The organism is Flavobacterium sp., assembly GCF_039916025.1.
Taxonomy (GTDB): domain Bacteria; phylum Bacteroidota; class Bacteroidia; order Flavobacteriales; family Flavobacteriaceae; genus Flavobacterium.
On record NZ_JBDSMB010000094.1, the window covers coordinates 23,915 to 30,310 of the forward strand.

Genomic DNA, 6,396 nt, shown 5'->3' on the forward strand with positions numbered 1-6,396 from the left:
ATAATGATTTAGTATTTTTGTAAAATAGATTTCTTCAAATGACATCCTTTACAAAAATTAAAAAAAACTTCACGCTAATCGTACTCCAAAAACTGATAATTGTTTCTTTCCTGATTAGCATTCTTTCAGCCTTTTTGGCAATATCATTAAAGCGCACAACAGAATATTTAGAAGGCGTTTTCTTTTTAAAAGCAGCCAACAATACTATTTACATGTTTGTATTTCCAATTGTCGGATTGCTTATAATTCACTTTTTGAGAGAATATCTATTCAAGAAAAAACAAAACAAAGGCATTACTGAAATTTTTGACGCAACAAAATCCAAAAATAAAAGCTTACCGATTTATAAAATTCCGTCTCATTTTGTAAATGGGTTATTTACCGTTGCTTTTGGTGGTTCAACAGGAATTGAAGTTTCAACAGTCGTATCAACGGCAGCCATTGGTGCGGCATCACATCGAAAAGAAAATGTATTTAGAAACTACAAAACCGAACTGATTTGCGTCGGAATTACAGCTGGAATCACCATTTTATTCAGCAGCCCAATTGCCGGCATTTTGTTTTCGATGGAAGTCATTGCCAAAAAAACCAACAAAATTTTCTTTTTGACGAATATCATTGCATTAACGATAGCTTCTGCGTTATTACTGCTATTGAACGAAGAACCATTGTTTAATGTTACTATCACATCCTGGCATTTTTATGCGATTCCTTATTTTATTTTGTTGGGAATATTGGCCGGAATCAATTCTGTTTTTCTAACCAAAATGGTTTTATTCTTTAAATCACAATTTGGAAAAATAACCAATGGCTATTACAAAATTATTTTGGGAGCCTCGATTTTAAGTCTGGCATTATTCACCTTTCCACAATTATATGGTGATGGTTATCATGCAATGAAAGATTTGTTTTTAACACCCAATCCAATAGCTACACTAGGACTTATAGTAACATTTATTGGAATACTGATTTTAAAAACTATAGTTACATCGGCAACATTAGCTTCTGGTGGTGATGGCGGCGTATTTGCTCCCAGCCTATTCATTGGAGCATTTTTGGGATTGCTTTTGGCTGCTGTTCTAAACACTTTTTTCCATGTCAATGTTATTCCGATTAATTTTATGATTATTGGAATGGCAGCTGTTTTAAGTGCCAGCATTCATGCTCCGTTTACTGCTTTGTTTCTTGTCTGTGGAATGGTAAACGATTACACTTTATTCCTGCCGATTCTAATGGTGTGTTTGATTGCAAAATACACATCAAAAATGATTTTCCCATTTACGGTTTATAATTATTCCTTGGCTGGGAAATAAATAATTCTATAATTTCATTATTTTTACAATTCAAAAAAATAACATGATAAAACATTCTCTTAGACTTTTACCGATTATACTTTTAACATTACTTATTTCCTGTAAAAATAACTCTTCAGAGAAAAAGTTTGATAAACTTGAAAAGATGGATTGGCTAGTTGGCAATTGGGAACAAAAACTTCCGGATGGCACATTAAAAGAAACCTGGGCTAAAGAAAATGACAGCACATTTAGCGGCAACAGTTATTTTATAAACACTAAAGACACTGTTCATTTTGAAAGTATAAAGCTTACGCAAAAAGCTGAAGAATTAACCTATAGTGCTACCGTTGTTGGTCAAAACAATGATGAGGCTGTTGATTTCAAATTAACTTCAGATGTTGATAACACCTTTACTTTTGAAAATCTGGCACACGATTATCCACAAAAAATCACCTATAAAAAAGTCACAAGCGATAGACTAATTGCTACTGTTTCGGGAAAACAACAAGGAAAACAGACTCAGGAAAGTTATCCAATGTCGAAGAAATAGACTTTTTCAACACTATATTATGACTTGACCTTACTAAACAGTAAGGTTTTTTATTTATAAACAATAGAAAATCAATTTGTTGAAAAATATTATTTATATTTAGTCTAAATAAACTTTTTTATTTCAAATCCCGTATTTATATTTGCATCACTATTTTTAATTATTCTAAATAAATGCGTAAATATACTCTACTCCAAATCGCCGCACTTAGTATTAGTGCCATAAGTTTTGCCCAAATCAGCAAAATCAATAATACTCAAGAAGAATTATATGCCTCTATCAGTGACACGGTAAAAAACAAAAAAGGAGAAGTTCTTCAGGAAGTAATCGTTACTTCCAACCAACAAAAAACTCCACCAACTTCAGGTAAAGCCGGAATCAGACCAATAGATTTACCACAAAGTGTAGCCGTAATTAACCAAACAACACTACAAAACCAACAAGTAACCAACCTTTCCGATATTTTGAAAAATACAAATGGTGTTTACATCATGGGAAATACTGGTGGTTACCAGGAAGAAATCGCCTCACGTGGTTATGCTTTGGGAAGTTCAAATACTTTCAAAAACGGAGTTCGCTACTTTAACGGTATGCCGGTGGAAACCAGCGGAATTGAAAAAGTAGAATTTCTTAAAGGCAGCGCTGCCATATTATATGGAAATGTTACTGCCGGCGGTATGATGAATATCATCACCAAAAAACCAAAATTTGATTTTGGCGCTGAAGCTTCCATAAGTTTTGGAAGTTATGACTACTACAAAACTACTTTTGATGTCCATGACGCTTTAGGAAAAAATATGGCGTTCAGAATGAATGGCTCAAACACACAATCTAATAGTTTCAGGATCGGCGTAAGCTCAGAATCTAAGTATATCAATCCTTCCTTCCTTGTTAATTTTTCCCCAAAAACTTCGCTTTTATTGGAAGCCGATTATGCTAAAGATTTCAGAACCGCCGATTTTGGAGCAGGAATCATCAACTACGAATTAGTTGATTTGCCAAGAAGCCGCTTCGTCGGAGTTTCATGGGGTTATAACAAAGCTGAACAAGCTTCGTTGACTTCTACTTTAAAACACCAGTTAAATGAAAGATGGAGCTTAAACTTTATAAACTCTATCCGTTATTACCAAACCGATTTATTCGCCAACACCAGACCAAACAGCCCAATAACTTCAATGCAAGCCAATGGTGATTGGACACGAGGAATACAACGCAACGAAGCCAAAGATAATTACTGGTTACAGGAAGCCAACTTAAAAGGGGATTTCAAAACCGGGAGCATCAATCATCAATTGTTAGTAGGTGCTGATGCTGATACTTATAAAACTGTGACTTTAGCTTCTGTTTATAAAAATCCTACGGCTAATTACAGAAACGAATATGACGTTATAAACATTTTTACCACTGATTTATCTACAGCCAGAAATGATGTTCCTAATATGGATAAAGTAACATTGACAACTGCTCCGGTAAAAAGAGTTGGTGCTTATGTTCAGGATTTGATTAGTTTTAATAAATACTTCAAAGCTTTATTAGGCGTACGTTACAGCTATCAGGATACAGAAAATGAAGTTTATACTTATGCTGTGACAAATCCGGCTCCGAAACCGGAAAAAATAGTAATTACCAATGCTTATGACGATGCTTTTTCTCCAAGATTAGGTTTGATTTACCAACCTACCAAAAAGCAATCAATCTTTGCAAGTTATTCAAGTTCATTTGTTCCGAATGCAGGTTTAGATTATGAAACTAAAGAAGCCTTAAAACCATCAACAATCCACCAATACGAAATTGGAGTTAAAAATGAATTGTTTGATGACCGTCTTTTTGCCAATGTAACTTTGTACCAAATTGAAAATAACAATTTAGCACAAACTTCTTTAATTGATCCTACCTATAGAGAATTGGCTGGCGGAACCAAAAGTAAAGGTGTTGAAGTTGATTTAGTAGCCACTCCGTTAAAAGGTTTATCTATTCTGGCCGGATACAGTTTCACTGAAATAAAATATACCGCCAGTAATATATACATCGTTGGAAGTTCTATTTTATATATGCCAAAAAATACTGCTAATTTGAATTTCAGTTATACTTTTGAAAGCGGAAAATTAAAAGGGTTGAATTTAGGCTTAGTCAATTCATACATTGGAAATCGTTATGCCGGTCGTTCAACAAATCTGACTACGCCTTCAGATCCAAGAAAACCAGTAGCTTTGCCGGATTATATTCAGAATGATGCTACGATTAGTTACAAATGCAATAAGATAACTATCCGTGGAAAAGTCAGCAATATTTTCAATGTATTGAGCTACAATGTTCACGATGACAATAGTGTTCAGCCTATTGCTCCGACAAATTTATCAATGACATTAAATTATACTTTTTAAAAAATGAAACAAGCAACCATCAGAAACCTGCACCGCGATTTAGGATATTTCTATATAGGATTGATTATTTCTTTTGCCTTTTCAGGGATATTAATGAACCACAGAGATAGCTGGCATCCCGAAAAATATACGGTCGAGACCAAAGCTATTGAAGTAAAATTACCTGCAGAAGATAAAATCAATGAAAAATTCGCAGATTCTTTGGGTAAAGCTTTAGGCATCGATGACAAAATGCGTCGCAACAAAGTAGATGAAGGCAAGTTTAAAATCTCATTTGAAAAACACGATGTAGAAATCGATACTAAAACCGGAAAAGGTGAAATCGTTTCTTATATCAAAACGCCAATCATTAGCCAAATGATGAAACTGCATAAGAACACTTCTGATTGGTGGATTTATTATGGTGACATTTTCGGAATATCATTAATTGTGATTGCCGTTACAGGAAGCATTATGATACCGGCAGGAAAATTCAACTTTAAAAGAAGAGGCTGGAAACTGGCGTTGGCGGGAATCTTATTTCCGTTGATTATTTTATTGTTTGTTTAAAATAAAAAACCCGCTTATCACAAAGCGGGTTTTTATTTTTTATATTCTATTTTATTCTGGCAACTGAAAACTGCGACTGAATACTAATTCTTCACCGGAATATTAGCCAATATCTCCAAATAAAACTTCCAGAATTTTTGTGAAGATTTAATCGAAGCTCTTTCATCAGGGCTATGCGCTCCGTGAATCGTTGGTCCAAAAGAAATCATATCCATTCCAGGATAATTAGTTCCTAAAATTCCACATTCTAATCCTGCGTGACAAGCTACTACGCTTGGTTTTGCTCCGTTTTGCTTTTCATAGATAGAAACCAAAACATCTAATATTTCAGATTTTACATTCGGTGTCCAGCCTGGATAGCTTCCGCCAAATTCAACTTCACATCCAAACAATTCATAAGCCGAACGCAACGAATTTGCCAAATCAAACTTAGAACTTTCCACAGAAGAACGCGTTAAATTCTGAATAGAAATCGAGCCGTCTTTCACAACAACTTTTGAAATATTATTCGAAGTCTCCACTAAGTCAGCCATGTCAGCACTCATTCGGTAAACGCCGTTATGAGCTGCATAAATAGAACGAAGCAGTCCTTCCTGAACGCCTAAATCCATTACTTCTTTAGGCAAATCGCTTTTTACGATTTCAATAGCAAGGTTTGGTTCGGTAGTTTTGAATTCAAATTTAATATCGCTGATGATTTCCTGCATGTCAAAAACAAAAGCTTCGTCATACATTCCGGCCACAATAACTTTCGCTACACTTTCTCTTGGAATCGCATTACGCAAGCTTCCACCGGCAATTTCTGAAATTTGCAAACCAAAATTCTCAAAACCGTCAAACAATAAGCGGTTCATGATCTTGTTTGCATTCCCCAAACCTTTGTGAATATCCATTCCTGAATGTCCGCCGTTCAAGCCTTTCACAGTAATCGTGTAACCAACAGAACCATCGGGAGTTTCTTCCGGATTGTAACTTCTGGTTGCTGTTACATCTACTCCACCAGCGCAACCAATATCAATTTCATCGTCTTCTTCTGTATCTAAATTCAACAGGATTTCTCCTTTTAGGATTCCGCCTTTTAAGTTCAAAGCACCAGTCATTCCTGTTTCTTCATCAATTGTAAACAACGCATCAATAGCTGGATGTGGAATATCTTTACTTTCCAGGATTGCCATAATAGCGGCAACTCCTAACCCATTATCTGCACCAAGCGTAGTTCCACGAGCACGAACCCAGTCACCATCAACATACATGTCAATTCCTTGTTTATCGAAATCAAAATTGGTATCGTTATTTTTTTGGTGCACCATATCCAAATGCCCTTGAAGTACAATGGTTTTACGATTTTCCATTCCGGCAGTTGCTGGTTTGCGGATTATTACGTTTCGGATATCGTCTTCAAAAGTTTCTAATCCTAAACTGTTTCCAAAGTTTTTCATGAATTCAATTACCCGCTCCTCTTTTTTTGACGGACGTGGCACTGCATTCAAGTCGGCGAATTTGTTCCAAAGCACTTTTGGTTCAAGGTTTCTAATTTCCTGGCTCATTTTTTTTAATTTCTAAGTTTCAAAGTCCCAAAGTTACAAAGTAAAATTGCTTTATAAATAGAGATTGTGAT

Annotated in this window: 5 protein-coding genes; 4 read left to right on the forward strand and 1 reads right to left on the reverse strand. The window is 35.2% G+C overall.

Features of this window, described 5'->3' with window-relative positions:
- The first annotated feature begins 38 nt into the window (after positions 1-38).
- From ABIQ27_RS06360 to ABIQ27_RS06375, 4 genes are all read left to right on the forward strand, one after another.
- On the forward strand, positions 39-1,313 hold the full coding sequence (locus ABIQ27_RS06360; protein WP_348032942.1) for a chloride channel protein: 1,275 nt from the start codon (positions 39-41) through the stop codon (positions 1,311-1,313).
- A 43-nt stretch (positions 1,314-1,356) separates the two neighbouring features.
- Positions 1,357-1,845 carry a DUF6265 family protein gene (locus tag ABIQ27_RS06365; protein WP_348032943.1) on the forward strand — a complete coding sequence of 163 codons (489 nt, stop codon included), beginning with the start codon at positions 1,357-1,359 and terminating at the stop codon, positions 1,843-1,845.
- A 173-nt stretch (positions 1,846-2,018) separates the two neighbouring features.
- The gene (locus ABIQ27_RS06370) at positions 2,019-4,229 is read left to right on the forward strand and encodes a TonB-dependent receptor (RefSeq protein ID WP_348032944.1); all 2,211 of its coding nucleotides are present in this window, start codon (positions 2,019-2,021) and stop codon (positions 4,227-4,229) included.
- Between the two features lie 3 nt (positions 4,230-4,232).
- Positions 4,233-4,778: a PepSY-associated TM helix domain-containing protein gene (locus ABIQ27_RS06375; RefSeq protein WP_348032945.1), complete on the forward strand. Its 546-nt coding sequence runs from the start codon at positions 4,233-4,235 to the stop codon at positions 4,776-4,778.
- Positions 4,779-4,861: 83 nt separating this feature from the next.
- Here the strand turns inward: ABIQ27_RS06375 and ABIQ27_RS06380 are convergent, their stop codons facing one another.
- A complete protein-coding gene (locus ABIQ27_RS06380; protein WP_348032946.1) occupies positions 4,862-6,325 on the reverse strand; it encodes an aminoacyl-histidine dipeptidase in 1,464 nt (487 codons plus the stop codon).
- Positions 6,326-6,396 lie beyond the last annotated feature (71 nt).

Coding starts and splice junctions, on each gene's coding strand:
- ABIQ27_RS06375 (WP_348032945.1), top strand. CDS start 4,233: ATGAAACAAGCAACCATCAGAAACCTGCACCGCGATTTAGGATATTTC.
- ABIQ27_RS06365 (WP_348032943.1), top strand. CDS start 1,357: ATGATAAAACATTCTCTTAGACTTTTACCGATTATACTTTTAACATTA.
- ABIQ27_RS06370 (WP_348032944.1), top strand. CDS start 2,019: ATGCGTAAATATACTCTACTCCAAATCGCCGCACTTAGTATTAGTGCC.
- ABIQ27_RS06380 (WP_348032946.1), bottom strand. CDS start 6,325: ATGAGCCAGGAAATTAGAAACCTTGAACCAAAAGTGCTTTGGAACAAA.
- ABIQ27_RS06360 (WP_348032942.1), top strand. CDS start 39: ATGACATCCTTTACAAAAATTAAAAAAAACTTCACGCTAATCGTACTC.